The organism is Bowdeniella nasicola (genome assembly GCF_001907295.1).
GTDB classification, from domain to species: domain Bacteria; phylum Actinomycetota; class Actinomycetes; order Actinomycetales; family Actinomycetaceae; genus Bowdeniella; species Bowdeniella nasicola.
This window is the reverse complement of record NZ_MQVR01000008.1, coordinates 22941-48817: the sequence shown is the minus strand read 5'-3', so window position 1 is coordinate 48817 and position 25877 is coordinate 22941. Positions and strand designations below refer to the sequence as shown.

The 25877-nt window shown below is 66.5% G+C and carries 21 protein-coding genes, 2 tRNA genes, 2 pseudogenes and 1 riboswitch; of the genes and pseudogenes, 11 read left to right on the top strand and 14 right to left on the bottom strand.

The window, feature by feature from the left end:
* Positions 1 to 188, top strand: a pseudogene (locus BSZ39_RS14480) (transposase); the annotation flags it as partial.
* Positions 189 to 409: 221 nt separating this feature from the next.
* Here the strand turns inward: BSZ39_RS14480 and BSZ39_RS02510 are convergent.
* Positions 410 to 1168, bottom strand: a complete 759-nt coding sequence (locus BSZ39_RS02510) for a helix-turn-helix transcriptional regulator (protein WP_143180334.1) — start codon at positions 1166 to 1168, stop codon at positions 410 to 412.
* 198 nt (positions 1169 to 1366) lie between these two features.
* On the opposite strand from BSZ39_RS02510, the gene BSZ39_RS02505 reads away from it, so the two are divergent.
* From BSZ39_RS02505 to BSZ39_RS02495, 3 genes are read left to right on the top strand one after another with little or no spacing between them, the layout of a single operon-like run.
* The gene (locus tag BSZ39_RS02505) at positions 1367 to 3001 is read left to right on the top strand and encodes an ABC transporter transmembrane domain-containing protein (RefSeq protein WP_073715816.1); all 1635 of its coding nucleotides are present in this window, start codon (positions 1367 to 1369) and stop codon (positions 2999 to 3001) included.
* A gap of 17 nt (positions 3002 to 3018) precedes the next feature.
* On the top strand, positions 3019 to 4773 hold the full coding sequence (locus tag BSZ39_RS02500; protein ID WP_158025073.1) for an ABC transporter ATP-binding protein: 1755 nt from the start codon (positions 3019 to 3021) through the stop codon (positions 4771 to 4773).
* Positions 4774 to 4777: 4 nt separating this feature from the next.
* The gene (locus tag BSZ39_RS02495; RefSeq protein ID WP_073715814.1) at positions 4778 to 5563 is read left to right on the top strand and encodes a siderophore-interacting protein; all 786 of its coding nucleotides are present in this window, start codon (positions 4778 to 4780) and stop codon (positions 5561 to 5563) included.
* Here the strand turns inward: BSZ39_RS02495 and BSZ39_RS02490 are convergent.
* From BSZ39_RS02490 to BSZ39_RS02475, 3 genes and pseudogenes are all read right to left on the bottom strand, one after another.
* Complete coding sequence (locus tag BSZ39_RS02490; RefSeq protein WP_073715813.1) at positions 5478 to 6119, bottom strand: polysaccharide deacetylase family protein; 642 nt, start codon at positions 6117 to 6119, stop codon at positions 5478 to 5480. The genes BSZ39_RS02495 and BSZ39_RS02490 overlap by 86 nt on opposite strands.
* 317 nt (positions 6120 to 6436) lie before the next feature.
* Positions 6437 to 6580, bottom strand: a pseudogene (locus tag BSZ39_RS14965) (transposase); the annotation flags it as partial.
* A gap of 726 nt (positions 6581 to 7306) precedes the next feature.
* Positions 7307 to 7382, bottom strand: a tRNA-Ala gene (locus BSZ39_RS02475).
* Between the two features lie 140 nt (positions 7383 to 7522).
* On the opposite strand from BSZ39_RS02475, the gene BSZ39_RS13360 reads away from it, so the two are divergent.
* Positions 7523 to 7687 (top strand): hypothetical protein, encoded by a 165-nt coding sequence (locus tag BSZ39_RS13360; RefSeq protein WP_143180333.1) that lies wholly within the window; start codon positions 7523 to 7525, stop codon positions 7685 to 7687.
* On the opposite strand, the gene BSZ39_RS02470 is transcribed toward BSZ39_RS13360, so the two are convergent.
* The 4 genes from BSZ39_RS02470 to BSZ39_RS02455 form a co-directional block, all read right to left on the bottom strand.
* Positions 7688 to 8677 (bottom strand): hypothetical protein, encoded by a 990-nt coding sequence (locus BSZ39_RS02470; RefSeq protein ID WP_073715812.1) that lies wholly within the window; start codon positions 8675 to 8677, stop codon positions 7688 to 7690. It lies immediately after the preceding gene.
* A 66-nt stretch (positions 8678 to 8743) separates the two neighbouring features.
* Positions 8744 to 9328: a GNAT family N-acetyltransferase gene (locus BSZ39_RS02465; RefSeq protein WP_073715811.1), complete on the bottom strand. Its 585-nt coding sequence runs from the start codon at positions 9326 to 9328 to the stop codon at positions 8744 to 8746.
* Positions 9329 to 9331: 3 nt separating this feature from the next.
* Positions 9332 to 10552 (bottom strand): molybdopterin molybdotransferase MoeA, encoded by a 1221-nt coding sequence (locus BSZ39_RS02460; RefSeq protein ID WP_073715810.1) that lies wholly within the window; start codon positions 10550 to 10552, stop codon positions 9332 to 9334.
* Between the two features lie 9 nt (positions 10553 to 10561).
* Positions 10562 to 11512: a UTP--glucose-1-phosphate uridylyltransferase gene (locus BSZ39_RS02455; RefSeq protein ID WP_073715809.1), complete on the bottom strand. Its 951-nt coding sequence runs from the start codon at positions 11510 to 11512 to the stop codon at positions 10562 to 10564.
* Between the two features lie 88 nt (positions 11513 to 11600).
* Here BSZ39_RS02455 and BSZ39_RS02450 point away from each other — a divergent pair, with 88 nt between their 5' ends.
* On the top strand, positions 11601 to 12272 hold the full coding sequence (locus BSZ39_RS02450) for a 5-formyltetrahydrofolate cyclo-ligase (protein WP_073715808.1): 672 nt from the start codon (positions 11601 to 11603) through the stop codon (positions 12270 to 12272).
* Here the strand turns inward: BSZ39_RS02450 and BSZ39_RS02445 are convergent.
* Positions 12269 to 14851 carry a penicillin acylase family protein gene (locus tag BSZ39_RS02445; RefSeq protein ID WP_222842846.1) on the bottom strand — a complete coding sequence of 861 codons (2583 nt, stop codon included), beginning with the start codon at positions 14849 to 14851 and terminating at the stop codon, positions 12269 to 12271. The two genes, BSZ39_RS02450 and BSZ39_RS02445, sit on opposite strands and share 4 nt — an antisense overlap.
* Positions 14852 to 15020: 169 nt before the next feature.
* Between BSZ39_RS02445 and BSZ39_RS02440 the strand changes: the two genes are divergently transcribed.
* The 4 genes from BSZ39_RS02440 to BSZ39_RS02425 all read left to right on the top strand — a co-directional run bounded on the left by BSZ39_RS02440 (position 15021) and on the right by BSZ39_RS02425 (position 17527).
* Positions 15021 to 15242 (top strand): FmdB family zinc ribbon protein, encoded by a 222-nt coding sequence (locus BSZ39_RS02440; protein WP_073715807.1) that lies wholly within the window; start codon positions 15021 to 15023, stop codon positions 15240 to 15242.
* A gap of 94 nt (positions 15243 to 15336) precedes the next feature.
* Positions 15337 to 15999: an SAF domain-containing protein gene (locus BSZ39_RS02435; RefSeq protein WP_073715806.1), complete on the top strand. Its 663-nt coding sequence runs from the start codon at positions 15337 to 15339 to the stop codon at positions 15997 to 15999.
* 47 nt (positions 16000 to 16046) lie between these two features.
* The gene (gene mscL / locus BSZ39_RS02430) at positions 16047 to 16439 is read left to right on the top strand and encodes a large conductance mechanosensitive channel protein MscL (RefSeq protein WP_073715805.1); all 393 of its coding nucleotides are present in this window, start codon (positions 16047 to 16049) and stop codon (positions 16437 to 16439) included.
* Between the two features lie 332 nt (positions 16440 to 16771).
* Positions 16772 to 17527, top strand: coding sequence for a hypothetical protein (locus BSZ39_RS02425; protein ID WP_073715804.1), 756 nt, complete (start codon positions 16772 to 16774; stop codon positions 17525 to 17527).
* An 11-nt stretch (positions 17528 to 17538) separates the two neighbouring features.
* Here the strand turns inward: BSZ39_RS02425 and BSZ39_RS02420 are convergent, their stop codons facing one another.
* From BSZ39_RS02420 to BSZ39_RS02410, 3 genes are all read right to left on the bottom strand, one after another.
* Positions 17539 to 17751 carry a hypothetical protein gene (locus tag BSZ39_RS02420; protein WP_073715803.1) on the bottom strand — a complete coding sequence of 71 codons (213 nt, stop codon included), beginning with the start codon at positions 17749 to 17751 and terminating at the stop codon, positions 17539 to 17541.
* 1 nt (position 17752) lies between these two features.
* On the bottom strand, positions 17753 to 22039 hold the full coding sequence (locus BSZ39_RS02415) for a hypothetical protein (RefSeq protein ID WP_073715802.1): 4287 nt from the start codon (positions 22037 to 22039) through the stop codon (positions 17753 to 17755).
* A gap of 172 nt (positions 22040 to 22211) precedes the next feature.
* Positions 22212 to 22284 (bottom strand) — tRNA-Arg (locus BSZ39_RS02410).
* A gap of 174 nt (positions 22285 to 22458) precedes the next feature.
* On the opposite strand from BSZ39_RS02410, the gene rocD reads away from it, so the two are divergent.
* Positions 22459 to 23682, top strand: a complete 1224-nt coding sequence (gene rocD / locus BSZ39_RS02405; RefSeq protein ID WP_073715801.1) for an ornithine--oxo-acid transaminase — start codon at positions 22459 to 22461, stop codon at positions 23680 to 23682.
* A gap of 68 nt (positions 23683 to 23750) precedes the next feature.
* Here the strand turns inward: rocD and BSZ39_RS02400 are convergent, their stop codons facing one another.
* Positions 23751 to 24680: a universal stress protein gene (locus BSZ39_RS02400; protein ID WP_073715800.1), complete on the bottom strand. Its 930-nt coding sequence runs from the start codon at positions 24678 to 24680 to the stop codon at positions 23751 to 23753.
* Between the two features lie 232 nt (positions 24681 to 24912).
* Positions 24913 to 25722 (bottom strand): C40 family peptidase, encoded by an 810-nt coding sequence (locus tag BSZ39_RS02395; protein WP_073715799.1) that lies wholly within the window; start codon positions 25720 to 25722, stop codon positions 24913 to 24915.
* A riboswitch (cyclic di-AMP (ydaO/yuaA leader) is annotated at positions 25721 to 25870 on the bottom strand. Its footprint overlaps the gene before it by 2 nt.
* Positions 25871 to 25877 lie beyond the last annotated feature (7 nt).

Sequence of the window (25877 nt, the reverse complement as noted above, 5' to 3'; positions counted from 1 at the left end):
TGGCCGCCGATCTGGACGAGCACGTGGCCGAGTTTCGGCACCGCCCGCTGACCGATGCTGGGCCGTTCACGTTCGTGACTGCCGACGCGTTGACGATGAAGGGCAGGGAAGGCGGCCGGGTCATCAACGCGGTCGTCATGCTCGCCACTGGGGTCAACGCCGACGGGCATCGTGAAGTGCTAGGGATGTGCTGCTCCATACTGACGGTAAAGCTCGCCGGATCACCGGCCTTGTGCTGCAGCTCAACGGCGCCGTCGACAGGCTTAAGGCCGAGAGCCTCGAGCAGCGGCCAGCCCGCCACCAGCGCTCCGTCCCTACTGGCGCAAAGCGAAGTCCCGCGGGGAACCTTGCCTCATTCGTCGGCGACGGGCGTTTCCCGATACCGCCGCCCCACAAACCGGGTTTCCCGTCAGACGTCGATGTTGGCAGGCAAGAAAAGGTGCGGCGGGCGCCCCATAAGGCGGTGGAACGCGGCGCTGAAGGCGCTGATCGTGGCGTAGCCGACGCGGCGGGCCACCACCCCGACGGGCGTACCGCCGCTGAGGAGGCGGACGGCGGCCGACATGCGTGCAGCCGTACGCCACTGGCTGAACGTCATCCCCGTCTCGGCGCGGAAGACGCGTGCGAGAGTACGGGCACTCGTAGAGGTGACCCACGCCCAGTCCCCAATCGAGCGATTGTCGGCAGGGTTGCTCATAATCGACCGGCAGATCGGGGCGATGCGTGAATCCTGAGGAAGCGGCAGCTCGATTACGGGAAACGCCGCATCCGCGACGAGTTCGAGGCACACTCTTTGGGCGCGCAACCGCTGCTGGCGGGGCATACCGGTTTCCGCTAGGTGGCTGAGAAGCTCGCGCAGCGCGGCATTCACAGAAACCGGGTGCACGTCCGGTGCGCGCCCGTCCCACGCCTCGGGCAACAGATACAGGGCAGCCAGAGTAGTCGAGGGGTCGCGGCTGACTGCGTGCCGCGTCCCGGCGGGCACCCACAGACCTTGGCCAACGGAGAGGCTGTGGCGAACGCCATCCACCTCGACTTCGGCACAAGCTCGCTCCGGCCAGAACACGACATGCTCGGGGTGGGCGTGCGCATCCGTCGAGCATCCATCGGCGTCGTCGATATACGCGTACCGGAGATAGCGGGTGGTAAGCAGGTACCCTTCGGGCACGATCCGCCCTCTCACCGGAAAGTTCTCAGGGCAATTGATGCACTCGTTGGCCAACGAGGAATCAAGTAGAGTCACCACCGCTCCTCAACAGTTCCACGATCACACTTGTACTTAGGTAAGCGTAACCTACCAACACGTGTCCGACGGACGACAACATGTGTCGCCTTTGAGACTGACCGGGCGCCTATCCTGCCAACAATGACCACAAACATCGCGCCGTTGCAGCGAGACCGCCCAGTTCGGGTCATGCGGTTGGCGCTGACGCGCGGCGGACGCTGGTGGCGGCTTTCGCTGGCGACCCTCGGGTTCATGCTTCACCAAGCGAGCGAGGCGGCTGTTCCCATCCTGATCGGTGTGGTCATTGACCGCGCGGTGCTGCCTCGCGACCCCGGCGCTCTGGCGTTGTGGCTCGGTGTGCTGGGAGCCGTGTTCCTCGTCCTATCGTTCAGCTACCAAGGGGCGAGCCTGTCGATGATCCGCATCTACGGGCGCGGCGAGCACGACTTACGGCAAATAGCGGTCGCACGGGTGCTGGATACGCGCGGAATGAGAACCCGCCGGACTGGCGAGGTGCTGTCCATCACCACAAGCGACACGTATCGGGTTGCCGGAGTCTCGTGGAACATCGCCGAACAAGCGGCCACCCTTGCGGCCCTGCTTACTGCGGTGGCGGCGCTGCTGCTCATCTCGCTCCCGCTCGGCCTCGCCGTTCTGGTCGGGGCAGTTCTCATGCTGTGGGGAATGGCCGCGTTGGCCCAGCCGCTCGAACGGCTGGGCCTGGCCGAACAGAGCGCAGTCTCGCGGGCGAGCGACGTGGCCACGGACGCCATGGAGGGGTTGAGGATCATTCACGGCCTCGCCGCTCACCAGCAGATCGTCGCACGTTACCGTGAAGCGAGCGCAGCCTCCCGTGAGGGCGCGATCCGCGCATCCCGTTCGCTCTTGACGTACCAGGCCGTCAGCACAGGGGTGTCGATCCTCTACCTCAGCTCGTTAGCTGCCGCTGCCGGGTGGATGGCACTGCACGGAGCCATCACCCCGGGACAGCTGATCACCGTGGTGGGGCTGGCTCAGTTCCTGCAGGGCTCCCTCGACCACATCGGCACCTTCGGAGCAAACTGGGCGCACAAACGCGCATCCGCCCGCCGCCTGCAGGATCTGCTCGTTGAACCGCACTGCCTCCCGGAGGGACGGGGAGCCCGCCCGGCTCACGGAATGCTGCGGTGGAACCCGGTGAATGGCCCCGCAGTTGAGTCGAAGCCGGGCCGGATGGTCGGCCTCCGTGTCGTCGACGCCAAGCAGGCTCACGACGTAGCGTCCCGCCTGGGTTTCCGCACGACACCCGCGCCGGGGGAGCTCATCCTGGGCGAGGCCGATGCGTTGAGCATCGGCTGCGCTGCCTACCGGGGGCACGTGCTGGCCCCGCCTCACGATGCCTACGTGTTCACCGGCAGCATCCGCGACAATGTCACGCTGTGGGCGAGTGATTCCTGCCCGCTCGACGACGGCGTGGTGAGGGCAACCGCGCTGGACGACGTAATCGAATACGCCGGCTCACCCGACGCACCCGTCGGCGAGCATGGGCGCCGCCTGTCCGGCGGGCAGCGGCAGCGGCTACTTCTGGCTCGAGCACTGCATACGCCAGCCGACGTTCTCGTACTCGAGGAACCCGCTACCGCCCTCGACCCCATCACGACGCAGCGCGTTGGGGCTGGCCTCGCCGGATGCGGCCGCACCATAGTACTGGTCACGAGCGACCCCATTCTCCTCGGCAGCTGCGCGACGGTCGTCGACTTCACCTCACACGAAAACACACGAAACGAGGTGCGTTAGTGACTCATTCGCTACCCGTGGCATCCGTACGCGAGACTGCGCGCACTGTCCGCAGCCTCCTCACGCGACGACGAGGCCTGCTTGCTGCCACACTGGCGTTGCTATTGACCTGCTCAGCCAGCGCGTTGGCAATCCCCCCTTTGCTCGGCTGGATCGTCGATATCGTCCTTTCAGGTGTTGGTGCGTGGCGCATCTGGCTCACAGCCGGTTCCCTCATCGCGGCGGGCGTCCTCTCGGCCGCCACCTCGTTGTTAGGCGGCCGGCTGTTGGTCATCTGCATACAAGGCTCGCTCTCTGAATTACGCGAGGACGTGTTCGCTGCAGCGATGCGGATCGATGCGACGACGATCGAACGAGCGGGAAGCTCAGACGTGGTGTCACGGCTAACCCGGGATGTCGAGGCGGTCACTGAGGCCGGGTCTGAGGTGCTGCCGCGCTTTGTCAGCGCCCTGTTCACGATCGTGCTCACCGCAGTAGGCATCGCCGCACTCGACCCTTTCCTCGCGCTAGCCGCGTTGAGTGCTGTCCCACTTCAGCTAGTCGCCGTGTCACGCTTTCTTCGCCGTTCCCGCCCCTTGTACGTGCAGCTGCGGTGCGAGGAGTCCGACCGTGGGCAAGCGATCATAGAAAGCGTTGCCGGACAAGAGACCGTTCGCACCTACCGCCTTGCCCCTTTCCGCCTCGGCCTGATAGCCGAACGCAGCCTCACTGCTGTAGAGACCGCCCGTGCGGCAGGAAAAGCGCGAAACGTGTTCAACGGGACGCTCAACCTGGCGGAGTTCACAGGTCTCGCCGCCGTGCTCGCCGTCGGATTCTGGAGGGTGGAAACGGTAGAAATAACCGTGGGGACGGTGACTGCAGCCGCGCTTTTCTTCCACCGTTTGTTCATCCCCATCGGAGACTTACTGTCCAGCGTCGACGACCTTCAGCGGGCCCAAGCAGGACTCGAGCGCCTCGTCGGCGTGCTGCGCAGTACGGCGCCCGCACAGCCGCGCTATGAAATCCGCGACGGAGCCGTCGAGCTGCGCGGGGTGACGTTTACCTACCCCCAGGCGTCAACTGCTGCTGTCACCGATCTCACACTCACCGTCCCTTCGGGGGCGCGCGCCGTGTTCGTCGGGGCAAGCGGTTCCGGAAAATCGACCACTGCGCACCTCATCGGGGGGCTTGCCGCTCCTACCTGCGGCTCCGTCATCGTCGGCGGGCAACCCGCTACCCGTGCGGCACAGGCTTCAGGTAAGCCGGCGGTCATGCTCGTCACCCAGGAGACGCATCTGTTCTCCGGCACGCTCGCCGATAACCTGCGCCTTGCCCGCGCAGACGCCACCGACGACGAGCTACGCACCGCTCTCCGCGCAGTGGGTGCGCACTGGGCGGCCGACCTTCCGGGGGGAATCAACTCGCCCGTCCCGCACGATCTTGACGAACAACGCCTCCAGCACATCGCGCTCGCTCGCGTACTTCTCGCCGACCCACCCGTTGTGGTGCTCGACGAGGCCTCCGCCCATGCAGGAGCCGATTCGGCACTCGACCGTGCCGTGGACACAGTCGTGCACGGTCGCACCGCAATCATCATCGCTCACCGCCTCTCCCATACTGAAAACGCCGACATCACCGCTGTGTTTGAAGCCGGCCGCATCATCGAGTGCGGCGAGCCCCGCGAACTGCTCGCGACCGGCGGCGTCTTCCGTTCGCTGTGGGAGGCGTGGGCCCGTGGGCACGAGCAGCTTCCTCGCACGTTCCAACCACCTCTTGCACCTAAGGAGAAATAACACCATGGCCGTCCCCTGCTCCCCTGCACAGGTCGAGCGTGTCACACGACTCACCCCCCACATGATCCGGATCTCGTTTCGCACCATCGGAGCCTGGCGCTGGAACACCGACGGCTCCGGTGACGAGCACATCGACATCGCCCTCCCCCACCCCGGTGAGACGGAGGCCGATTTAACCGTTTTCAACCTGCCCGAATACGGTCCCGGCTGGAAAGGAGAAGAACCCCCGTGGCGCCACTACACTGTCCGCGCCGTCTACGACCAAGGCAGGTTGTTCGACATCGACTTTGCCATCCACGGCGACGGAATAGCCTCAACTTGGGCTGAACGTGCGGAGCCCGGCCACGTGATCGGCGCCTTCCACGGCGGCGGCTCCTACTACCGCCCGCCTGCGGACGCCACGTTCCACCTTCTCGTCGCCGACGCCACAGGCCTTCCCGGCCTCGGACGCATCATCGAAGAAATGCCCACGGCCACCCGGGCTCTTGCCATTATCGAAGTACCCGAAAGGGCAGACATCCAAGAGATCAAATCCGCCGCTTCCGTCGAGTACCGCTGGCTGACTGGGACTGGAAACGGCCGCGGCCCAAGCGCGCTGCCGGCCGCCGTAGCGGAATTCACCCCGCCCGGTGAGCCCTGGTATGCGTGGGCTGCGTGTGAAGCAGCTTCCAGCCGCTCGATCCGTTCAGACCTCCGCAAACGCCTCAGTTCACCCCGCAACCGCCACCACGTAATCGGCTACTGGACCGAAAGCAAAACCGGCAACCGTCCTGCAGAAATGGAACGCTGACGCTGCCCACCAGCTCCGCGGCGCTTTCGGTGCCGGGGATGCCGTAGGCGGCGCGGCCGTTGACCGACAGCGGCTTGTGCAGGGTGCCGTGGTTTTCGATCTGGAACAGCGGGTTCTCCGCGATGTCCCGCGCCCGCTGCGGGTTCTGCTCGATCCAGCGCTTGTTCCAGAACAGGGTCGCCGGCACCGCCTGCTGCTCGAGGAGGGCGAGCAGGGGGTCGTCGATAAGCGAGCCGTGCAGCCCGCCGCAGGCGTCGAAGGTCAGGGCAATCGACGTCGAGCTCGGGTCGAGCGTCTCCACGATCCCCGGCAGGTCGTAGCCCCACGCGCGGGGCTCGGGGCTGTCGTACCTCGCTGCGACGTCCGCGGGCCAAGGCTTATCGACGTCCACCCTCGCCGGCCCGGTCGCCGAGGGCGTCGGGCGCTCCGGGGGCGCCTCCCCGCCGCCCGCGCCCTGCGGTCCCGCGCACGACGCCGCGCCGAGCAGCGGTAACGCCAGGCCCGCGAGGAGGGCGTCGCGTCGGCTCACGAGGCGGGGCGGAGACACTTTTCCCATGTCAGCGGATTCTATTGGGCGCGCGGTGTTTTCGCTTGCAGTGCCCGGGCCTACCAGTGCTGCCGCCTGCCGCGCGGCCGTACCCACTTGCGCTGTCTTCTTACCAGCCTCGATGGCCCGGCAAGTGCTCTGCGCCAGGTCTGCGAGTCCTTCCTGAAGCAAGTTCAGTTCACGCCGGCGAGTGCGCACCGCTTCTATGGAGTGGGCGGGGTTTTAGGACCGGGTGATTTGAGTGTCTGCCTGATCGATCCAGACGGATCAGGAAGAATTGGTGGGCAATGAAGAAGTTCACGAAGCAGGCGTATAGGTGCTGCCGACGCCCGCTGGGCAGCGCGTTTGTCTTCGATGTTGCAAATCATCAGCCACAGCGTTTTCAGCGCCGCGGTGTCGTTCGGGAACTGGCCGCGGTTGCGGGTGGCTTTTCGCAGCTCGGCGTTCAGCGACTCGATCGAGATGTCTGTACGGTCGCCGCTATCGGGGTGCCGTTCGAACGGTGTCGCGACCGGTCGTTGTCGACGTTGTCAGGTGGGGAACAGAAGCGGCTCGCCCTGGAGGCGCTGCTGCGCGGACCGGATGATCTGCTGCAGTTGCATGAGCCGGATAACTCCCTGGACGTGCCGGGCAAGCGCTGGTTAGAAGAGCAGTTGTGCGCGACGGGCAAGGGAGTGCTCTTCGTGAGCCACGACCGTGAACTGCTGTCCCGGACGGCGACCTCGATCGTGACACTGGAGCTCGGCGCGGCCGGCAACACCGCGTGGACGCATTCGGGCGGGTTCGATACTTACCACCGTGCGCGGGAGCGCCGGTTCGAGCGGCTGGATGAGCTGCGCCGCCGCTGGGACGATGAGCACGCGAAGCTGCGATTGCGGAAAGTGGCCGATGAGTCCGGCCTGAACATCGGCTCGGTGCGCCACTACTTTGACGGGCATCACGATCTACTCTCCGCTGCGGCGGAGGCCTCCCGGACGATGCCGGTATTTCGCCGCCGTGATTGGCGGGCTGACTCTGGACACCGTAACCCCGCACGGCGCTCTGAGCGTCGACCGCATGCGAGCCGTCTTGCGGGCGCATCTTCGGATGCTGCTCGCGAACGCGCGACACGGGTGACGCGTATGCCCGCTTGATTAATCGCCGGAGTCCCATAAAGCAAAAAGACCCCAAGATTAAACTTGAGGTCTTTTAAAATTTGGTGGAGCTAAGGGGATTCGAACCCCTGACCTTCTCATTGCGAACGAGACGCGCTACCAACTGCGCCATAGCCCCGGGACCTCCATATTAACGCTGGATGGACGACCTGCCAAAACCGGGATTCGTGTAACGGCTCACGCTGTAGCACTGCGCTAGCACTCTAATACCCCCATGGGTATACTCGCTGGCGTACCCCTACCCCAAGGAGAGCAACGATGTGCCGAGCGGTGACGTGCAAGAAGTGTGGCAAGACGACGTGGGCGGGCTGCGGCCAGCACGTCGATCAGGTGATGGCCAACGTTCCGAAGTCCCAGCAGTGCGAAGGGCACGAAAAAGAACCCGCGCAGGGCGGGTTCTTTTCTCGGTTGTTCGGGCGCTAGCTACTCGCCCGCGACGCGGCGGCGCGCGAGCGCCGAATCAATATCGATCGCCGGTGCGGGCGGGGCGACTTCCGCCTCGGCTTCGCCGGCGTTCAGCATGCTGGGGCGGGTGGGGCGCATGGGCGTGCGGGTGAGCTTTTCTCCGCTCGGCAGGATGTCCTCGTCGGGCGTGATGGCCGCGCGTGGCGCGGTGGCTTTCAGCGTGTAGCTAGGCGCGGGCAGGACGACCGGGTCCCAGGAGACGTCGGCGACGACGGCCTCGGGGACCTCCTCGGCGACGACCATGGGCGCGCTGGTTTCGTCGATCTCGGGCTCGGGTACGGATTCCTGCTCGATCTCGGGTGCGGCGGCGTGCTTCGGCGCTGTCGGTACCTCGACATCGTCGGCGGGCGAGGTGTTCGGGATGGGCTCGGCGACGTTGTCGCGCAGCTGCATCTGGCGCAGGCGCCGCTCGAGCATGGCGATGGACTTGCGGGAGGCGAGGTCGGCGCGGCGGTAGGAGGCGGCGACGCGGCGGCCGGCCTCCAGCACAGCGGCGAGCAGGGCCGTCGGGATGAGCGCCCACGCCCAGGAGATCGACGTCGCGAAGCCGACGACCCACAGCAGAACGGACAGGCCGAGCAGGGTGGCGGCGAGGATCTGGCGGCGGCGCACTGCGGCGGCGCGCTCAGCAATCCGGGCCGCGTGCTTCGCGCGCGCAGCCGAAATGTCGCGGGCCGTCATGCGGGCGGCGACCGGGGCGGTGGGGCGTAACATGTCGCGAGCCTCCAGGCGTTTCTTGGCGGACACCGGATCGAGAACCGGGCCGCGCACGGACCGGGCGAGCGTGACGGGGGCGTCGGCGTCGACCGGGAGCATCCGCATGCGCGGGGAGAACCGGTCGTCTGCCGTGGACTCCGCCAGCACCGCCCGGCGGTGAACCGCCTGGGGGATCAGGTAGAGCAGGACGATTGCCACCGCGAACGCGAAGACCGCTGATGACAATGACATTCCCACAAATCCAACATAAAGGCGTGCGCGCCTGCGAGGCGCGAGCGGCGGCGGCGTGTCAAGTAATCAGGAGGTAAACAACGAAATGAGTCCGCCAGGTGGTCGGTCGGGGCTCAGCATGGCGAAGCGGCGGTGGTCGCGGAACTCACCGTCGATATACAGCAGGCCGCGCGCGATGCCCTCCTCGGGAAAGCCCAGCTTCTCGACGACGCGCAACGAGGGGTGGTTCTCCGGGCGTACGTTGATCTCGATCCGGTTGATGCCAAGCTCGTCGAACAGGTAGTCGCAGGTGAGGGCGACAGCGCGCGGCATGTAGCCCCGACCGGCATAGTCTCGCGAGATCCAGTAGCCGATGACGGCGGTGCGGGCGGCTCCGTAGGTGATGGGGCTGGCCATGACCTGGCCAGCGAACGGATCCTCGCCGATTTCGAGGACAAACGGCAGGGCGTTGCCCGCGCGGCCCTGGCGGCGGAAGTGGCGCGCCCACGAGCGGAAGGAGTGGGAGCGGGCGCCGTACGGGTCGGCGACGTCCCAGGGTTCGAGCCAGTAGCGGTTCTCGCCGCGCACGCGCGCCCACGCGCGCTCGTCGCGGGCGCGCACGGGCCGCAGCGTGAGGTCCTCGTGGGTGAGGACCGTGGGCCAGACGTGCATGGGTTAGCCGTCGACGAGCATGCAGGTGAGGTCGTCGCCGGCGTGCACGTCCGTCGTGGATTCGGGGACGACGGCGTAGGCGTTGGCCTTGGCGAGCTCGGAGATGAGCAGCGAGGCGGGATTGCCGAGAATTTCGGCCTGGTAGGCGCCCGGCTGGCCCGTGACCTTGACGCGGACGAACTCGCGTTTGCCCGCGACGGAGTAGAAGCTCGTCGACGCCTTCGCGCGCACGGTGCGGCGGTAGACGCGCTGGTATCCGGACATCGCGCGGATCGCGGGGCGCACGAAGGCTTCGAACGCGACCTGGACGGCGACCGGGTCGCCGGGCAGGCAGAAGATTGGGACCTGGTAGGGCTCCTCCCCCAACGCGCCGACGCCGAACTGGCGGCCGGGCCACATCGCGACCTGGTCGAAGCGCACCTTGCCGAGCGGGGATAGGACGTCCTTGATGGTGTCGTCCTTGCCGTAGGACAGGCCGCCCGTCGTGATGATGAGGTCGCTTCTCACGAGCTGGTCGGTGATCGTCTGGCGCAGCGTCGCGCGCTCGTCGCTGACGGCGGGCACGCGGTAGGTCATCGCGCCTGCGTCCTGGGCGGCGCAGGCCAGCGCATGGGAGTTCGCGTCGAAGACCTGGCCGGGGGTGCGTTCCCTACCGGGCTCGAGGAGTTCGTCGCCGATCGATATGATGACGACGCGTGGCTTCGGGTGGACGCGCACGCGGCCGCGGCCGACCGCGGCGAGCAGCGCGATCTGGGGCGCGCCGATGCGCGTGCCGGCCTTGAGGACGACGTCGCCTTCGGCCATGTCCTCGGCCTGTTTGCGCACGTTCTCGCCTGCCGCGCACGCCGATTTCACGGCGACGTTTGCTTCGCCGAGATCGGTGAACTCGGCCGGGACGACGGCGTCGGCCCCGATGGGCACGGGCGCTCCGGAGGCGATGCGGGCGGCGGTGCCGGCGACGAGGTGGGAGCGGTCGAGCTCGCCGGTGTGGATGTCCGCGACGACGGGCAGCGTCACGGGCGTGGACGGGGTCGCGCTCGCGATATCGCTGCTCGCGACGGCGTAGCCATCGAGGAGCGCCGCGTCGACGAAGGGGTGGTCCTGGCCGGCGGTGACGTCCTCGGCGAGGACGCAGCCCATGGCGTCGGGCAGGACGACGTCGAGGTCGGGCACGATGCCGACGGCCTGCAGGCAGGCCTGAACGTGTTCGGCGACGGTGCGCATGGCCGCTCCTTAGAAGCCGGAAGTGATGCGGGTGGTGGGCGCCTCGTAGCTCTCGACGAATTCGCGCAGCCAGCTCACGAAGTCCTCGCCGAGGTCGTCGCGGTCGGCGCCGATCTGCACGATCGCCTTGAGGTAGTCGAGTTTCGCGCCGGTGTCGTAGCGGCGGCCGCGAAAGACGACGCCGTAGACGCCGCCGCCGTCCGCCGCATCCATCGTCGCGAGTTCTTCGAGCGCGTCGGTCAACTGGATCTCGCCGCCCTTGCCAGGTGTGGTCCGATCAAGGACGTCGAAGACGGCGGGCGACAGGACGTAGCGGCCGATGATCGCGAGGTTCGAGGGCGCATCCTCGACAGCAGGCTTTTCGACGGTCGAGGTCACGCGCACGACGTCATCGCCGCGCTCGGCCTCGGGCGCCGGCTCGATGACCGCAGCGCCGTACAGGCTGATCTGCTCGGGCTCGACCTCGAGCAGCGCGATGACGGAGCCGCCGACCTTCGCCTGCACGTCGAGCATCGTGGACAGCAGTTCATCGCGCGGGTCGACGAAATCGTCGCCGAGCAGGACGGCGAACGGCTGATCGCCGACGTGGTCGCGCGCCTGCGCAACGGCGTGACCGAGGCCCTTGGCCTCACCCTGGCGCACCTCGTGGATATGGCCGAGGCCCGCCGAGTGTTCGACGGAATCCGCGAGCGCATCCTTGCCGTCGCGGCGCAGCATCGCGACGAGGTCGGGCGCGTCGTCGAAGTGGTCGGCGATTGCATCCTTGCCACGGTTGGTAATGAGGAGGACGTCGGCGAGGCCAGCGCTCGCGGCCTCTTCGACCACGTATTGGATGGCGGGCCGGTCGACGACGGTGATCATTTCCTTCGGGATCGCCTTTGATGCGGGAAGTAGTCGCGTTCCGAGTCCAGCAACCGGGATGACGGCCTTGACAGCGCGGGTACGGGAGACATCAGTCATGTCCCCAGATTATCCCTTTTGCTGCCGCCTCGTTCCCCTAAGGGCGGAACCAGTGGAGAGTGTCCGAGCCTGATGGGACCATGGAAGTATGACCGGCCCGAGTGTATTACCCGACGTTGCAGGCTTGGAACTAGACGAAGCAAAGAGGCTTTGTCGGACCTCCTTACGAGCCGCCCGAGCTAGCCGTTCCCCCCGGGACGAACAAGCCGAAGCCCACATGTTTGCGCAGCACGGCCTCGAGGCTGTCGCCGACGCGCGCACCGTCGCCGCCTACGTCTCCGAGCCCGGCGAACCCGATACCTCCCAGCTCCTCGGTGCCCTGTCCGGCCACGGGGTGCGCATCCTGCTGCCGGTCCTCGGCCCGGGCCTTGCCCGCGCCTGGGCCTACTACCGCGGCGAGGACGATCTGCAGCGTCGCGCGCCCGGCCGCCCGCCGGAGCCGAGCGGCCCGATCCTGCCCGCGGACGCCATCCGCGACGCCGAAGTCATCATCACGCCCGGCCTCGCGATCGACGGGCTTGGCACACGGCTCGGGCAGGGCGGCGGCTGGTATGACCGCATGCTCGCCCTGGTCGACGAGGACGTCCCCACGTTCACGTGCGTCTTTGACGAGGAGCTCATCCGCGGCGAGCTCCTGCCCCGCGAAGAGTTCGATATCCCGATCAAGGCCGTCATCACCCCGAGCGAGTGGTTCCTGCTCGAGGGCAGCCCCATGAACCGCGTCGCGAAGGAGCTCGCGCAGCCGGCCTACAGCCGCTAGGACTTCGGCTCGATTTTTAAGGTATTCGTCGCGGCCTTCGTGACCGCGTCGGGGCTAAACGGCCACGGGTAGTACTCACCGGATGCCCAAGCATCGATCTGGTCGGTGTAGTGCGGCGAGGCCGGGTGGCCGGAGTTGCCGGTGAGGTTCACCCAGGTGGAGTTATCGAGGTTCGACATGTCGGCGACCATGCGCATCGAGGGCCCGGACGTCACCTGGTAGTCGAAGCGCTCGCGCTGGCCGGCAACGATCTTCCAGCCCGTCGCATTCACGATCGACGAGCCACCCGAGACCTCGACCGGAGCGGGGTTCACGAGCCAGCGCACGGGCGCGGGGACACCCTCGCCACCGAGCAGCGCATGCTGCGGGTGGAACTTGTGCAGGCTGCCCCAGTTCCAGCGGTTGGAGTCCTTGCCCTGGACGTTCGTCAGCTCATAGCGGGCCTTCGTCAGGGCCTGGGTGAGGATCTCGTCACGCGTCTCGCGCACGTTAACAGTCGTGCGGTCGTCCCACCACACCGACTGCGGGTCGTCCATGAGGTTGATCATGATCGCGAGCGTCTTGGAGTTGTTGCCGAGGCTCAGCGTGTCGGGCAGGTCGTCGTCAAACGTGCGGGACACGAGGTGCGCCCACACAGCCGAGAAGTATGCCGCGCCGGGCGAGTCGGCGTCCTGGGCGTAGCCGTCCTTTTCCCACTCGCGCAGCAGATCGATCGCTTCGGTGATGAAGGGGTCGGTGATGTCGAGCCGCAGGATCGCGGGCATGAGGCCCTTCGCGAACGGGTTGGAGTTATCGAGCATGTATTGCTGCGCCATCTCCGTCGTGATCGGCGTGCCCGCGGCGATGTCGGCGGAGATGCGGCCGCGCAGCTGTTGGGAGCGGTATCCGTAGTCGAAGTCCTTACCGAGGAACGGGCGCTGGCCGGGCGCGAGGATCGGCTGGTTCGCGGTGACGATGAAGCCCTCCTCGGGGTTGGTCACGCGTGGCAGCTGATCGCCGCTGAGGTAGTCGAGCCAGTCGTAGGCGGGGTCCCAGCCGGGGCGCGGCCACGCGCCGTCGGCGGGGATGACGGCGTCCGAGACGGCGCCGCGCACGGGGATCTTTCCGGGCATGACGTAGCCGTAGTCGCCGTCGGTGGTCGCCCACACGATGTTTTGGGCCGGGACCTCGAACGTCGCCGCGGCGGCGTGGACTTCGGCTTCGGTTTTCGCGCGGCCGATCGCGAACACGGCGTCCATCGTGCGGCCGGGCTGCAGCGCGGTCCAGGCGAGCGACACGGCGTAGCCGCTGCCCGCAGACGGCGAGCCGGCTGGCACGGGCAGCGTCGAGACTTCGGGCAGGCCGCCGAGCACGTCGGAGACGATCGGGCCGTGCAGGGTCGAGCGGATCTCGAGCGGGATGCCCTCCTCTTCGCCCGCGACCTTGATGGTCTCGGTGCGGGTCTCGAGCTTTTCGGTGTCGCCGCCGCGCAAGTACCCCTCGCCGTCGTCGGTGAGGCGCTCGAGGAAGAAGTCGGTGACGTCGGCGCCAGTGTTGGTCAGGCCCCACGAGAGTTTGTCGTTATGGCCGATGACGATGCCCGGCATACCGGCGAAAGAGAAGCCGGAGACGTCGAACGTGCAGTTATCGTTCTTCGCCTTGCACTTCAACGCGACCTGGTGCCAGACGCTCGGCTGGGAAACACCGAGGTGCGGGTCGTTGGCGAGAATCGGTTTGCCGGTGTCGGTGTGCTTACCGGAGATGACGAAGGAATTCGAGCCGGTGCCCTCTCCCCCGGCGATCTGCTGTGGGATAGCTTGCACGGCCTTTCGTGCACTCGCGAGCGCCGCGAGGACTTGCGTGTCGGCGAAGTTCCCCATTGCCGAGTCCTTCTGCTCGCCGTTGGGCAGCGGGACGATGGGATCCTTCGGAGCGTTCGGGCCCGCGACGATCGGGGCGTGCTTGTCGATGGGATAGGGCGGGTAGAGCTGCTCGACGCGGTCGGCATCGCCGAGGCTCTGATAGGCCTTCGCGCGGTTGAGTTCGTCTTCGAAATTGTTCTTCAGGTCCCACGCCATGGCCTTCAGCCACGCGAGGGAGTCGACGGGATGCCAGCGCTCGATCTCCGGGGTCTGGGCCTGCAGGCCGAGGATCGTGTATTCGACGCCGAGTTCGCTGGCTTCGCGCGACTTCAGATAGGCGTTCACGCCTTCGGTATAGGCAGTGAGCAGGTCACGAGATTCCTGGCTGATGAGCGACCATTCTTCTTCGGCGACCTTGCGCCAACCGAGAGTGCGAATAACCTTGTCAGCCTCGATCGCGGCCGGGACGTTACCGACGAGCTCGGCCATGCGGCCGCTCGTGACGTGGCGACGGTAGTCCATTTCAAAGAAGCGATCCTGGGCGTGCACATACCCCTGGGCGCGCATGAGATCGGCATCGGTTTCGGCGGTGATCGTAGGGATTCCGCGGGCGTCGCGTTCGATCGTGACGGTCGAGGAAAACTCCGACAGTCGGATTGTGCCGTCCATGGTCGGCAGCGGGCGCCGAATGGTGTACAAGCCGACACCGGCCGTGATCACAAGGAGGAGCACCAGCACAATGGCGGTGTAGATTCCTACTCGTTTCGCAACTCTAGAGCTCATCACCCCTTGAGCCTACCGAGAATCCGCTAAACCGGTCGCCGCCGTTATGGCGTTTGGACTCTAAGGGCATAGTATTAGCACTCAGAAAGGTCGAGTGCCAAAAACTGGAGGATGCGAGGACGAGATGCCGACATACGCTTACCGCTGCACCAACTGCGCGGACGAATTCGAGATCCACCAATCCTTCAGCGAAGACTCGCTCAAGATCTGTGAGGGCTGCGGTGGCCGCTTGCGCAAGCTGTTCCAGCCCAGCGCCGTGATGTTCAAGGGCTCCGGCTTCTACCGCACTGACTCGCGTGGCACGACCTCCTCGTCCACGTCCTCGAGCAAGAAGACCAGCCGCTAGCCGCCGCTATCCACCGGCACGATTTACTGCCCTCCATTTCCCAACCGAGGATTCTCGGCGCTTCGCGCTGCTCTCGTTTCCCTAACCTCGGGCTATGGCTGCACTCCCCCGCTCTGCCCGTCCCCGCTCGACGGCTACATCCCCGATCCGCCGGGTACGGATCGCGCTGTACCGCGTTCGACACGTCCTCACGGCACTCGTCGCGCTCGCGGGTGTGTGGTGGACCGTCGGCCAGTTTGCTCCCCAACCGGACCAGCGAACGGTCGTCGTGGTTACCCGTGACATCAACTCCGGCGAGAACGTGTCAGAGTCCGACGTGGCGCTTACCGCGGTCCCGTCCGCTGTCCTCCCGGCCAATGCGGCGACCGAACTGACGGACATTGTCGGCAATTCCGCGATCATTGGCCTGAGCCCTGGAACCGTTCTTACGGAGTCCATGGTCGCAGGCCCCAACCTTGGCTATTCCCTCGCTCCCGGCGAAGTCGTCGTCCCGGTGACGTTCGCCGATCGAGGCTCCCTCTCGGTTGCGAAGGTTGGCCAAGAGGTCTGGTTATATGCCTCCACCGATGACGAAGTTGCCCGGGTCGGATCCGCCGCCCGCGTGCTCGCGGTGTTCAGTCACAAGGATTCAGGTCTGTTTGAATCGAAAGTTGACGACATCACCGATGTCTTGGTCGCGATTCAAGCCTCGGAGACTAGAGTTTTACTTGAGGCGCTATCGACCGGACCGCTCCGTGCGGTCTTGCCGAGCCGCTGACCGTAACCAACCGCGGTACCCGCCGCGCCCATGTCAGGAGCACATTCATGTTGCAGGGATTCAAGGAATTCATTTCCCGCGGTAACGCGATGGAAATGGCCGTCGGTATCGTTATCGGCGCCGCCTTCGGAAAAGTCGTCGAAGCTCTCGTCGAGGGCATCATCAACCCGCTCATCGGCGGTCTGTTCGGTGACGTCAACTTCGCCTCCGCTTGGGCCGTCAAGCTCGGCCCGGCCACGATCTCGTTCGGCCTCGTCATCAACGCCATCATCTACTTCCTCCTCGTCGCGCTCGCGATCTACTTCCTCATCGTTGTTCCGATGAACAAGATGGCCGCCATGCGCAAGGCCAAGAACGAAGAGCCCGAGGCCCCCGCGGACGACGTCCGCCTCCTCGAAGAGATCCGCGACCTGCTCGCCAAGCAGCAGCCGCCCATGTAGCACCGTCAACCAAGAGCCGCCCGGAAAAATTATTTCCGGGCGGCTTTTGCATGTGCTCTTCACTTGCTCTCCCGCACTTTGAATTCTTGGATTACCTCAGCAACCAGACCTAGCTGTCCATGAACCAAAATGCTCTGCCCGTATAGAAGGTGAAGGCCCCTACTGAAAGGGGCTCCGACCCTCACGGAGTCAACGTGTCAACGCCACACCCAACCACAAGCAACGAGAATGCACGAACTGCGCTTTGTATTGTCGAAGGACAAATCGCGGTCATTAGTGCAGCTCGGTGAGAGAACGTCAGCGAGCGCAGAATCGCTCCGATTCTCATCACGATGGCTGAGAACGCACACGAGTTGTTCTCCGATCCCTTTGCTTCTGACCCAGACGGATCTCGCGAGGCCCAGGAAGCGGCAGGCTATGAAGACGACCAGAGCCCGCATCATGCACCCGATAGCAGAAACACGGCTCCCTCCAGGCATCGGCTTCTTCGAGTCATCACGCGACTTTGGTCCTACGAACTGGCGCTCCCACTGCTCACGCGCGTAGTCGTGTTCGGCTCGCCAATTACCTCAAAACAGTTCCTGATGGCGCTTCTGGCGTCCGCTCTTTTCGTGATTGGAGTTTCGCTCCTCACGACTGTCGCTCTGGTGTCCTACCAGACGCTCGCTTCCAAGTCAGGAGTATTGAAGGTGATTGGCCTGGAGATCATTGCACCCCACATCGAAGGCAAACTGAGCGCCGTTGTCTCGCTACTGGACTCGGCGGACCAAATCGATATCTCGACCGTTGCGAAGTACTTGCTGGTGACCCCGGACCCCCAGTCCTTGGTGCCCGCTTCCCTCCTCGGACTCTGTCTTTCATGCGCAGGCAACGACAAGCTTCGGTTACCACAACAGATGAGTCATGCGATTAACCGCAGACCGCCTCCGCTGATCGCTGAATCCGTCATCACACAATGGATATTGATGATCCTCACGAAAGCCATCGATAGGAGGGTCTTCCGCCCCCTCGTCTTCTGTTCGCCACTGATGGTGGTTTACTCCTGCTACATCGGCGGATGGATTCTCTCGCAGCTCGGATACCTATAGCGGTAACCGGACTACTGACGCCCCCAGTGGGGCGGCAGGTTCTCGAGCAGGCGCGCGTCGTTGGAGTCGTCGCCATCGTGCCAGGCGCCGGCGGACTCGCTCTCGGACGCTGTCGGTAGGACGGACGAGTGCGAGCGCTGCACGGGGGCGTCCTTGTTCGCCTCGCGCTCGCGCTTGTCGACCTCCGACAGGACGGTGACGCGGCGCGGCTTCTTTTTGCGCACGTCAGCTCCGGCGGCGAATGGCGGCGAGGAGGACGGCGTCGATCTGGGCGCCGCGGCGCTCGATTTCCATCTCCTCGCGCAGCTCGGCGAGGAACTCCTCGTCGCTGCGCGGCAGGCCGTCGGAGTCGATCCAGGCGACCATGTCGTCGAGCTGGTCATCCGAGTACGCGGACAGCGGCAGGCCCGGCACGATGCCCGGGTGGGGGCCGCGTTCCTTCGGCTCGACCGGCTCCGCGGGAGCGTCGGCCCCGGTCTCCTCGGCTGCCTCGTCCTCAGTTTCGACCTCGTCGGCGCTCTGCTCTTCGCCCGGCTCGACCTCGTCAGCAGGCGCCACCGGCGCGTCGGGGTCCTCGTCGCCGCGCGAGCGCAGGACGTCGACGACGCGTTCGACGATACGTTCGGCCTCGGCTTGCGGGTCCATGAAGACGGACGTGGAGAAGGCCTGGTAGACGGTCCAGCCGCGTTCGCGCAGGCGCTCGATGCGGTGGCGTTCGCGCACGCGCACCGACGGCTCGCGGACGTAGGCTTCGTCGTCCGTGACGACGGCGAGGAGGAGTTCGCCGGGCAGGTGCGGGTGGCCGATGGCGAGTGGGATGCGTACGCCGCCGGGCACGCCGTAGCGCGGGACGACGGTCAGACCGAGGCGCCAGAGGCGGTCGGCGAGGTCGACGAGCAGGCGGTCGGGTGCGGTGTCCTCGAGTTCGCCCGCGACCGACGGCGAGGTGACGTTCTCGGAGTCGATGTGCGCGAGGAGGTCGTATAGGAGTTCGCCGCCGGCGCTGCGCAGGCGGTCGCGATCGAGGTCGCGGGCGGCGAAGCAGGAGACGACGACGAGTTCGTGGCGGACCGCGTCGAGGGCGTCGATGAGCAGCGAGAGCCCGTCGGGGCCAGAGATCTGGCCGAGGCGGTGCAGGACGCGGCCGTGCGGGGTCTTGCCGTAGCCGACCGACAGGATGACACTATCGCGCTGCAGGCCCTGCGCGCCCGAGATATCGGTGACGACGAAGGGCTCGAGGACGTCGGTATCGAAGAAGTCCTGGATCGCCGGGGAGTCCGCGACGATGCGCGTGATCGCGGCGGAGACGCGTTCGGCGTGCCGCTCGTTCAGCGCAATGACGGCGAGGGACTCGTCCGGTTTCGTCAGCGCGTGCTCGATGACGAGATCGACGACGCGGTCGACCTCGGCCTGCACGGATTCGATCGCATCCGCGCCGGGCGCGGGCATGCCGAAGCCTTCGACGTAGTCGATGCGCATCGTCGAGCGCGAGGGCGGCGCCGGGATGGAGTCGACGAGGCCGTCGTAGCCGTGCGAGGCGAGGAACGCGGCGACGTGCTCTTCGCGGTCGGAGCGGTTCGTCGGCAGGTCCCGGTGCGGCAGGATCGTCGCGAGGTCCGCGATCGCGGATTCGCTGCGTCGGCGAGGGTCGCCGATGACGACGACCTGGCGGGCGCGGGCGAGGACGCCGACGAGGTGCGCGGTGGGCGTGTGCTGGATGCCGTCGATGACGACGATGTCGAGCATCGCGTCGGGCTCGAGGATCTGCGAGATCTGGACGGGAGTGAACACCCAGATGGGGCGCAGCGCCTGGATGAGGTCGCGGTAGCGGCCGACGAGCGATCGCAGGTTGTCCGGGTGGGAGGAGGACAGCTCGCGGTACAGGTCGCGGGCGAGTTCCTTGTCCTTGCCGACCTCGCGAAGCAGTCGGCGGCCGATCGCTCGGCGGACGGGCCCGGGCAGCGACTCGACCTGGGCGCGGTCAAACTCGCGGAAGTCGTCGGCCAGCTGCGTCAGTTCGGCGCCGTTGTAGCCGGCGAGGAGGCGGTCGGAACGCAGGATCGTTTCGAGGATCGAGGCCCACCAGCACAGTTCGGCCTCGGGACGTACCATCTCCTTGTCGATGCGGCGCTCCATGAAGTCCTCGAGCAGCGGCTCCGCGCCGGCGTCGCGGATGCGACCGATGACGCGGGTGCGCTCGGGCAGCGTGCCGAGCCCGTCGACGTCGGTCGACAGCGCATGCATACGGTTGAGGAGTTCGTCGAGCTTCGTGTTTTGCAGGTCCGAGCCGAGGATCGGCTCAAGGATCGCGAGTTCGGCGGCGACCTCGTCGACGAGTTGCTCGGTGGCGGCCATGCCTTGGGGCAGTCGCGGCCAACCGCCGGCCGGGCAGTGGCGGCGCCAGATGATTGCCTGTTTTTGGACGTGGACGAGTTCGGCGTGCAGGTCATCGACCTGACGGCCGGGACGCACAAGGTCGGCGGCCTGCTTGCGCAGGCGGCGACGCGTCGAGCCCTTCATGGCCACGTCGTGCTCATCGCGCCACTGGCGCGAGGCCGTTGCGATGACCATCTGCGCGGCGGACGTCTCGAAGATTTGGGGCAGGAACACGTCGAGCGCGCTGCGAACGCCCTGGAGCATGTCGAGCTGTTCACGCAGGTCGGCGACGGTCTCCATCTTCATAAGGCCCGTGTCCGTCGTGATGGATTCCGCGCGGTCCATGAGCTCCGGCAGCAGCCGGATGGCGAGGCGTTCGGCGACCTTCAGAGCGTGATCGGCCTGCGATGCCTCGGTGAGGTTCGCGCCGTACCAGGCGGTCTCGTGGCGACGCAGCGTGAACGTGCCGAGATCGGCGGCCTCTTCGAGGTCGGCGATGAGGGCCTCGCGGCGCTCTTCGGTCAGGGCCTCGAGCGTTGCGCCCGACAGGCGGACCCGCGTGCGGGCGCCGGGGCGACCAGCGGTGAGGCGCGCGAGTTCTTGCAGCGCGTGATGCGCGGAGACGCCCCACGGCTCGCGCTCGAGGTGGAGTGCGTCGACGTAGTTGCCGAGGGTCTCGCGCGTCGTGACGAGCCGCTGCCGGTTGGCGATAATCGCGGCGTCGTCGAGGTCGTCGTTGTATTCGACGAAGCCCGAGCGCAGCCGTTCGAGCGCGTCGGCGCGCCAGCGCGGGCCGGTGAGGTCGAGGACGAGGTCGGATAGGCCGAGTCGGTTCATCGCGGCGATGTCCGCACGGGCGCAGCGGGCGTTACCGGAGACGAGGGCGACGGAGCGGCCGGAGGCGGCAGCGTCGGCGAGGATCGCGGCGATGACCTCGGATTCGTTGGAGCCGGGCACGGTGCCGACCATGAAGGAGCGGCCGGAGGCGCTGGTTTCGACGATGACCTGCTGCGTCGGAGAGAGGTCGCCGACGCCGCGTTCGGCATCGGGGTCGCGGTCGGTGAGGATCGGCTTCGACAGCGGCGACGCGAGTCGCGTGCGGGCCGCCGGGTCACCGGCGAGCGCGGCCACGAGCGGCCGGCGCACGAGGTCGGAGGACAGCGCGTGTAGGTCGGAGGACAGCAGCTGGCCCGGGTTCACGAACGGAGCGACGAGGATGCGCTCGTCGTAGTGGAAGCCCGCGAGGTAGCGCTGGGCGAGTTCGACGACCATCGCGAGCGCCGCGCGCGGCGTGAAGCCGTGCTCGGTCACGACAAGGCGTGCGAGGTCGCCGAGTTTGATCTCGGCGCCCGCGGAGCGCAGCGAGTTTTCCAGGGCCGGGTTGAGTTCGATGCCGGGCTCGAGGCACAGCGTGATATCGCCGTCCGGGTGCGGGTCGACCTCGATACGCACGGGCCGCAGCAGGATCGGGGCCGTGAATTCCCGCAGGCGCTTTTCGGTCGGAGCGCCCGACGGGGATGGCGTGGGCCGCGCGGGTACCGGCCGCGGCAGGCCGGCCTCGTCCGCACGCAGGGTGCCAGCGGGCGCGAAACGCGAGTCGTCCTTCGGCTGCGGGGCCGCAGCGGGCGAGACGGGCATGTCGACGACCTCCGACCAGGAGGCAACGCCGATCGCGAGGTAGATGGGGGCCTGGCCGTGCTGGGCTTCAAGCTCGTCGGCGCGCTCGACGACGGCCTTCGCGGAGCGGCGGCCACGTGAGTAGGCGCTCCCCTCTCGCAGGAGGTTGGTCAGGCGCGTCGGGCGTGCGGCGTACAGCTGCGCGATGCCGGACGGATGGGCGTTGGTGAGGTCGAGGATGGTCGCGCCGAGTTCGTCGATATCGGTCAGCACCGACAGGCCCGCGAGGTCATCAGTGCGGGATTGCCACGTGGACAGTGCACGGCGGACGAGGAACTCGGTCTCGCGCGCGATCGCGGGGCTCGTCACCCGGGACGCCGGGGACGACTGAGCATCCCTCTTGTGGGCGCGAGTCGCTCGTGCGGGCGCCTTGGCGGCCCGCGGCGCGGAGGGTTCCGGGGCGCGGTCGCGTTCGCTCGCGCTGGCGCGGCGGCGACCAAAAATCCGAGGCGGGGTCATTCTTCCACGCTAGTTGAAAGCGGGCTGAAACTGGGGGTGCGACACCGAGGCCGGGGCAAAAAGAAGGATGCCGCGCGACACGCAGGGGGGCAGGCGTCACGCGGCATCTGTGAACGATTATGCACCAGAGATTTGGGTACTGGCAAATCGAATGTGAAATATCCACTACCGGTGCCCCCGAGACGATTCGAACGTCCGACACCCGCTTTAGGAGAGCGGTGCTCTATCCACTGAGCTACGAGGGCAAGGCAAACTATTGCAGGTCTTGCACCGTGCCAGACTACCAGCTTCTGGGCTTTTGCCGCTCAGCGGACCTTTCTAACAAATCACCCGGTTGCCAGGGGTTACCTTTCCTGGTATCCGCAGCTATGATGAAGCGGAGGTGTGTCCCACTTCACATTTACTTAACAGGAGGTTAAATGCTGCAATCTACCCTCGACCGCACGGCTGTGCTGGCTCCCAACTACCGTCCCCTCGAGGTCACCCTCGTTTCCGGTGACAACTGCTGGGTGACGGACGTCGACGGCAAGAAGTACCTTGACTGCTTGGCCGGCTACTCGGCCCTGAACTTCGGGCACAACAACCCGGAACTGAACCAGGCGGTCGTCGACCAGCTGCACAAGCTCACCTTGGTTTCGCGGGCCTTCGACCACGACCAGATGCTGCCGTTCGCGAAGGAGCTGACGGAGCTCACGGGCACCGAGATGATGCTCCCGATGAACACCGGCGCGGAAGCCGTGGAGTCCGCTATCAAGGCCGCCCGTAAGTGGGGCTATGAGGTCAAGGGCGTCGCTCCAGAGCAGGCCAACATTGTCGTGGCCGAGAACTCCTTCCACGGTCGCACCACGACGATCGTGTCCTTCTCCACGGATGCCGACGCCAAGAACGGCTACGGCCCCTACACCCCGGGCTTCCGTGTCGTCCCCTACGGCGACATCGAGGCAGTCAAGGAAGCGATCGATGAGAACACCGTCGCGGCGCTCTTCGAACCGATCCAGGGTGAGTCCGGCGTCGTCATGCCCCCGGAGAACTTCCTGCCCGACCTGCGCGAGCTGTGCACGGAGAACGACGTGCTCATGATCCTCGACGAGATCCAGTCCGGCCTCGGCCGCACGGGCGATACCCTCGCTCAGGATCTGTACGGCATCCGCGCGGACCTCACGACGCTCGGCAAGGCCCTCGGCGGCGGTGTGCTGCCGGTCTCGGCCGTTGTCGGTCGCCGCGATGTCCTGTCCGTCCTGACGCCGGGCACGCACGGCTCGACGTTCGGCGGCAACCCGCTGGCATGCGCGGTCGGCCGCGCCGTCATCAAGATCCTCAAGGAGGGTGAGGTCCAGGAGCGCGCGAAGCGTCTGGGCGAGATCCTCGGTGAGCGCCTCGACAAGATCCAGGAAGACGGCCACCTGGCCGAGGTACGGCATCGCGGCCTATGGGCCGGCATCGATGTCGAGCCGCGCCTGGGACTGACGGGCCGCCAGCTGTGTGAGCGCCTCGCCGAGCGCGGCATGCTGTGCAAGGACACGCACGGCTCGACCATCCGCCTCGCTCCCCCGCTGACCATCAGTGAAGAGGACCTGAACTACGCGATGGACATCCTGGAGTCGGTCCTGAACGAGCAGGCCGCCGAGATCGGCATCGTCTAAGTCAGACACAAAGCGCCGCGGGCGGGAGAGGGAATCCCCTTCTCCCGACCGCGGCGTTTTTCTCCGCGTTAGCGGTGTTGCCAGAGTTCGGTGGGCGAGCGCTCTTCGGCGTCGAACTTGGACGGCACGACCATGACGGGGCAGACCGAGTGCTGCAGCAGCGCCTGGGAGGTCGAGCCGAGCATGAGGCCGGCGAAGCCGCCGCGTCCGCGGGTGCCGACGACGACGAGGTCGACGGCCGTGGAGAACTCGGCGAGCAACGCGGCAGCGTTGCCATCGAGGGCGTGGCGGCGCACGCGCACTTCCGGGAAGCCGGCCGTCGCGCCTTCGATCGCGACGTCGAGGCCTTCGCGCACGTCGGCGAGGATCCGGTCGCGGTCGACGGTGGCGGGCATCCAGGCGAGGGTGCCGGCCGCCGAAGCGATGGCGACCGCGGCGATCGCGGTGATCTCCGCTTCCCACAGGGACGCTTCGCGCACGGCTTGGTGCAGCGCACCCTTCGCGGATTCGGAGCCGTCGACACCGACGACGATGCGACGGATCGGGATGAGTGGCTCCTTGCCCTCCTCGCGCAGCGGGACGACGATCGTCGGGCAGTGCGAGTGGGCGGGCAGCGCCGAGGAGACGGCGCCGAGGAGTCGATCGGTGAAACCGGAGCCCTTGTGGGATCCGATGACGACGAGGCCGGCCTGCTTGGACAGTTCGACGAGGACGGCGGTGGGGTCGCCGTTTTCTAGGGCCGAGGTGACCTCGAGCCCGTCGCCCGCGCGCTGCACGGCCTCGTGCAGCACCTGCTGGGCGCCGTTATGGATCTGGGTGTCATCGAGTGCCGCATAGCCGCCGTCGATCGAGGTGGCCGGGAATGAGGGCAGCGCGTAAGCGCAGACGATGTGCAGTCGCCACCCGAGACGCTTCGCGTGCGCCACTGCCCAATCGACGGCGCCGAGAGCAGCGGGTGAACCGTCTACCCCAACTAGCACCACTGGTTCGTGAGTCATGGCGTGACCTTCCTTATGTACTCGCCACTCCGCAGCGAGTGGCTTCCCTTTCTATTTTGCCCCGTTTTTGCTTTCAGCGCATGGCCCTCGACACATTTTTGGGCAAGAAGAAAACGGCCCCGCCGAAGCGGAGCCGTTTTACTTTTTAGGGGCGCAGCATCACGCTGCTGGATAGGCCGCGATGGATCCCGGATCGGACTTCACGGGACCCATCGCACACTCGAGGGAGGTCTTAGCCGGTAACGCGGATGAAGGTCGCGCCACCACGGTAGATCGGGCTGACCTTCAGCGGGGTGCCCGGGTTGCGGGCGGCGATGTGCTGGCCGTTGCCGAGGTAGATGCCGACGTGGCCGGGCCACCAGACGAGGTCGCCGGGGCGAGCCTCGGAAGCCGAGACGACGCGGCCAGCGTGGCGCTGTGCGCTCGAGGAGCGGGGCAGCTTGATGCCAACCTGCGCGTACACGTAGGAGGTGAAGCCGGAGCAGTCGAAGGCGCCGGGGGCGCTGCCGCCGTGCACGTACGGGGTGCCGACGTAGCGGAGAGCGATGGCGACGACCTGCGCGCCGATGCCGCTGGCGGGAGCCGACTGGACGGGGGCCTCAGCGGTTTCCTTCTTAGCAGCGGCCGCCGGAGCGGTGCGGGTCGTAGAGCGGGTGGCGCGGTTGTTGTCACGCTCGGAGGCCGCGGGGGCGGCGGGGCGCACGACGGGCTTGGGGGCCTTCTTCGCGTCGACCGAAACGGTGGCGCCCGAGTTCCACTCGGCGTCCTTGGCCACCTGGACGGTCACGGGCGCGGACAGCGCGCTCTTTGCCTGCTGAGAGATGTGGGTGGTGTCGACCTTCGCCTGTGCGGCGAGCTGCGGGGTCGGGGCCGTGGCAGCACCAGCGGCCGTGGAGACCATGGTGAGGGCGAGACCGGAGGAAGCGGCAATCACAGCGCTCTTGCGGGGGTTGCCGGAGGTCATGGCACCGGTGAGATCTTTAACTTGGCTGAAGACGGTGCGCTTAGCCCCGTAACGGGCCTTGTTCGAAGTAACGGTCACGTATTGTCTCCATGCCTACGGGGTGAGCTGTCGGGTGCGGGCGGAGTGCCCGGTGTTTGCACACTTAACCCCAAGGTTCTACCTGAGATTCAGTTAGGAACCGGAGATGGTTCCCCCGTCCTCGCCACATGTTAGGTCCGAGACACCGAGCGGTG

Coding starts and splice junctions, on each gene's coding strand:
- BSZ39_RS02505 (WP_073715816.1), top strand. CDS start 1,367: ATGACCACAAACATCGCGCCGTTGCAGCGAGACCGCCCAGTTCGGGTC.
- BSZ39_RS02495 (WP_073715814.1), top strand. CDS start 4,778: ATGGCCGTCCCCTGCTCCCCTGCACAGGTCGAGCGTGTCACACGACTC.
- BSZ39_RS02490 (WP_073715813.1), bottom strand. CDS start 6,119: ATGGGAAAAGTGTCTCCGCCCCGCCTCGTGAGCCGACGCGACGCCCTC.
- BSZ39_RS13360 (WP_143180333.1), top strand. CDS start 7,523: ATGTGCCGAGCGGTGACGTGCAAGAAGTGTGGCAAGACGACGTGGGCG.
- BSZ39_RS02470 (WP_073715812.1), bottom strand. CDS start 8,677: ATGTCATTGTCATCAGCGGTCTTCGCGTTCGCGGTGGCAATCGTCCTG.
- BSZ39_RS02465 (WP_073715811.1), bottom strand. CDS start 9,328: ATGCACGTCTGGCCCACGGTCCTCACCCACGAGGACCTCACGCTGCGG.
- BSZ39_RS02460 (WP_073715810.1), bottom strand. CDS start 10,552: ATGCGCACCGTCGCCGAACACGTTCAGGCCTGCCTGCAGGCCGTCGGC.
- BSZ39_RS02455 (WP_073715809.1), bottom strand. CDS start 11,512: ATGACTGATGTCTCCCGTACCCGCGCTGTCAAGGCCGTCATCCCGGTT.
- BSZ39_RS02450 (WP_073715808.1), top strand. CDS start 11,601: ATGACCGGCCCGAGTGTATTACCCGACGTTGCAGGCTTGGAACTAGAC.
- BSZ39_RS02440 (WP_073715807.1), top strand. CDS start 15,021: ATGCCGACATACGCTTACCGCTGCACCAACTGCGCGGACGAATTCGAG.
- BSZ39_RS02435 (WP_073715806.1), top strand. CDS start 15,337: ATGGCTGCACTCCCCCGCTCTGCCCGTCCCCGCTCGACGGCTACATCC.
- mscL (WP_073715805.1), top strand. CDS start 16,047: ATGTTGCAGGGATTCAAGGAATTCATTTCCCGCGGTAACGCGATGGAA.
- BSZ39_RS02425 (WP_073715804.1), top strand. CDS start 16,772: ATGGCTGAGAACGCACACGAGTTGTTCTCCGATCCCTTTGCTTCTGAC.
- BSZ39_RS02415 (WP_073715802.1), bottom strand. CDS start 22,039: ATGACCCCGCCTCGGATTTTTGGTCGCCGCCGCGCCAGCGCGAGCGAA.
- rocD (WP_073715801.1), top strand. CDS start 22,459: ATGCTGCAATCTACCCTCGACCGCACGGCTGTGCTGGCTCCCAACTAC.
- BSZ39_RS02400 (WP_073715800.1), bottom strand. CDS start 24,680: ATGACTCACGAACCAGTGGTGCTAGTTGGGGTAGACGGTTCACCCGCT.